This window comes from Micromonospora sp. NPDC049799 (assembly GCF_040656655.1).
Taxonomy (GTDB): domain Bacteria; phylum Actinomycetota; class Actinomycetes; order Mycobacteriales; family Micromonosporaceae; genus Micromonospora.
Map to the genome: position 1 here is coordinate 1 of NZ_JBFAMU010000610.1, position 2673 is coordinate 2673.

Annotated in this window: 3 protein-coding genes; 2 read left to right on the plus strand and 1 reads right to left on the minus strand. The window is 73.4% G+C overall.

Annotated elements, in window-relative coordinates; genetic code table 11:
* Positions 1-111: 111 nt before the first annotated feature.
* Positions 112-804 (minus strand): helix-turn-helix domain-containing protein, encoded by a 693-nt coding sequence (locus AB0I76_RS27165; RefSeq protein WP_357041152.1) that lies wholly within the window; start codon positions 802-804, stop codon positions 112-114.
* A gap of 85 nt (positions 805-889) precedes the next feature.
* Between AB0I76_RS27165 and AB0I76_RS27170 the strand changes: the two genes are divergently transcribed.
* Both AB0I76_RS27170 and AB0I76_RS27175 read left to right on the plus strand, forming a co-directional pair.
* Positions 890-1390, plus strand: a complete 501-nt coding sequence (locus tag AB0I76_RS27170) for a pyridoxamine 5'-phosphate oxidase family protein (protein ID WP_357041158.1) — start codon at positions 890-892, stop codon at positions 1388-1390.
* The gene (locus AB0I76_RS27175) at positions 1387-2064 is read left to right on the plus strand and encodes an alpha/beta fold hydrolase (protein ID WP_357041155.1); all 678 of its coding nucleotides are present in this window, start codon (positions 1387-1389) and stop codon (positions 2062-2064) included. The genes AB0I76_RS27170 and AB0I76_RS27175 overlap by 4 nt, the downstream gene beginning before the upstream one ends.
* Positions 2065-2673 lie beyond the last annotated feature (609 nt).

Here is a 2673-nt window from a genome sequence, read left to right on the forward strand (position 1 = left end):
GTCAGTCCGCCCCGCTCGGCCGGCGGACAGGGGCCGTCGACTACCTGGAGCGCCTCGACGCGGATCTCGCCGCCGCGGCGCGCTGACCCGTCACGGGGCCGGAGCGGGCGGTTACCGCCGCGGCTCGGACGACCGCGGGTCCGGCGCGACGTCGCCGGTGGTGGCGGGGCGGGGGAAGCAGCCGAGGAAGCGCTCGGCGATGCGCCGGTCCCCGTGGACGCGCAACGCTCCGGAGCGCTCGGCGTCCTCGCGGGGCCGGTAGCCGTAGACGACTTCCAGCAGGGTGCCGACGTCGTCGGTCTCCACCACGGCGGCGCAGCGGTCCGCACCGTCCCGGGTGATCGTCAGGCTTCCGTCCGGTGCGGCCTCGGCGACGAACCCGTCGGCGCCGATCCGGACCCCCACCGGCGATGTCGGGTCGCCGGCCGGCCCCGGGAGGTACGTGGTGCGCAGAGCCAGCATCAGCGCGTCCACACTCAGCTGCCCGGTGGCGGGCAACGGTTGGTGACTGCCCCACCGGCCGAGGGCCAGGACGGTCTCCTCCAGCTCCAGGCCGCGCGGGGTGAGCTGGTAGACCCGGGCGCTGGCCGGTGGCCCGAGGACCCGCCGGGTGACCAGTCCGGCCTGCTCCAGCTCGCGTAACCGTTGGGACAGGACGTTCTGGCTCATCGCGGGCAGGCCCCGGCTGAGGTCGGAGAACCGTTTCGGTCCGAGCAGCAGCTCCCGGACGACCAGCAGTGCCCACCGCTCGCCGACGACGGCCAGAGCCCGGGCGAGCCCACACAGATCGTCGTAGGAACGCATCGACCCAGGATAGCGAAAGCGCTTGCCCTCTCGAATCGACTGCTCCTAATCTAGGAGCACATCCCGTTGGGGGGAAACCGTGACCATGACCACCGCCCTGCCGCAGGGCGACGTACGACTGCTCGACCATCCGGTGGCGCGAAAGCTGCTCGCGTCCACCGAGCTGGCTCGCCTCGCCTACGTCGCGTCCGACGGCACACCGCGCGTGCTGCCGATCATGTTCCATCACACCGGCGACGAGGTGGTGTTCTGCACGTTCGCCGGCGCGCGGAAGATCCCCGCCCTGCGGGCCCGCCCCGACGTGGCGGTCACCATCGACACCACCGACGCCCCGCCTGAGGTGCTGCTGCTGCGCGGCCGGGTCACCGTCACCGACGTCGACGGCGTCGCCCCCGAGTACCTGGCCGCCCACCGCCGCTACGGCGGCGCGGAGCAGGAGGCCGCCGTACGCGCCGAGACCGACGTACCGGGACTGAAGATGGCCCGCATCGCCCTGCGCCCGACGTGGGTGGGGGTGCTGGACTTCGCCACCCGCTTTCCCGGCGGCGGCACCGCCGAGGACTTCGCACGCCGGGGGCAGGCGTGACGTACGTGCTGATCCCCGGGGCGGGCGGCAGCGCCGACTACTGGCACCTGCTGACCGCCGAGCTGAGCCGGCACGGCCACGACAGCGTCGCGGTGGACCTGCCCGCCGACGACGACACCGCCGCGCTGCCCGAGTACGCCGACATCGTCCGCGCCGCCATCGGCGACCGGTCGGAGGTGGTGCTGGTCGCCCAGTCCCTCGGCGCGTTCACCGCGCCACTGGTCGCCGACGACCCGAGGGTGGCCACGGTGGTCCTGGTCAACCCGATGATCCCCGCCCCCGGCGAGACTCCCGGGCAGTGGTGGGAGGCGACCGGTCAGGCGCGGGCCCGCACCGCGTACGCCCTCGCCGAGGGTCGAACGCCGAGCGACGACGTCGACCTGACGGTGGACTTCCTCCACGACGTGCCGGCACCGGTCGTGGACCGGCTGATGGCGGCCGAGCCCCGAGGAGAGTCCGAGGCGGTGTTCGTCCAACCCAACCCGCTGCGCCGCTGGCCGGACGTGCCGACGCGGGTGGTCACCGGCCGCGACGACCGGTTCTTCCCGGCGGACTTCCAACGCCGGCTGGCCCGGGAGCGCCTCGGCGTCGACGTCGACCTTCTACCCGGTGGGCACCTGCTCGCGCTGAGCCAACCGGCGCGCCTGGCCCGGCAGGTGTTGTCGTACCGGTGAGATGAAATCGGGGCGCGGCTTCCGCCGCGCCCCGATGCTCCCAGGCCCTCCCCGGCCGGTGGGGCGAGGATGGGGCACGCCGACCTTCGGACCGACCTGACGGAGGACTGGCTGTCCCCGCCCGGCCGTTGTCTACTGGCCGTGCACCTCACCCTGCCCGTACACCGGTAATCGCGGCCGGTTCGCGCCGCCCCGCCGACCCCCGCCCGCTGGACCTGGCCGCCGCGACGAACTGCTCGATGTCACTCGGCCAGCGGACGAAGGGACGAAGCGAACAACAGCCGCTTCCCGTAGTAGGACTCAAAGACGGTACGTGCTGCCCCCCGGGCGCTGTCAACCCACCCCGGACGAGTCGTGGCCGTCACATTCGGCGTGTCGCGTCGGCGCGTCCCGACGGACGACGGTGGCACGCCGTTCAGCTGAGGTTCACACCGCATCCGGTGACGCTGCGCACCTGCGCTCCTAGCGTCGGGGCGACACGACAACCCCTTTCTCGGAGGTGCACGTGAGTCCGATCGACGGTGTGGACCGGCGCAACCTGCTACGCGGCGGGGTGACCGCCGCGGCGCTGGCCGCGCTCGGCCCGCTCGACGCCCTCGGCGCCCGCAC

What these genes read in the sequence shown, in the direction of transcription:
- AB0I76_RS27165 (WP_357041152.1), bottom strand. Translation starts at nt 804, where the DNA reads ATGCGTTCCTACGACGATCTGTGTGGGCTCGCCCGGGCTCTGGCCGTC.
- AB0I76_RS27170 (WP_357041158.1), top strand. Translation starts at nt 890, where the DNA reads ATGACCACCGCCCTGCCGCAGGGCGACGTACGACTGCTCGACCATCCG.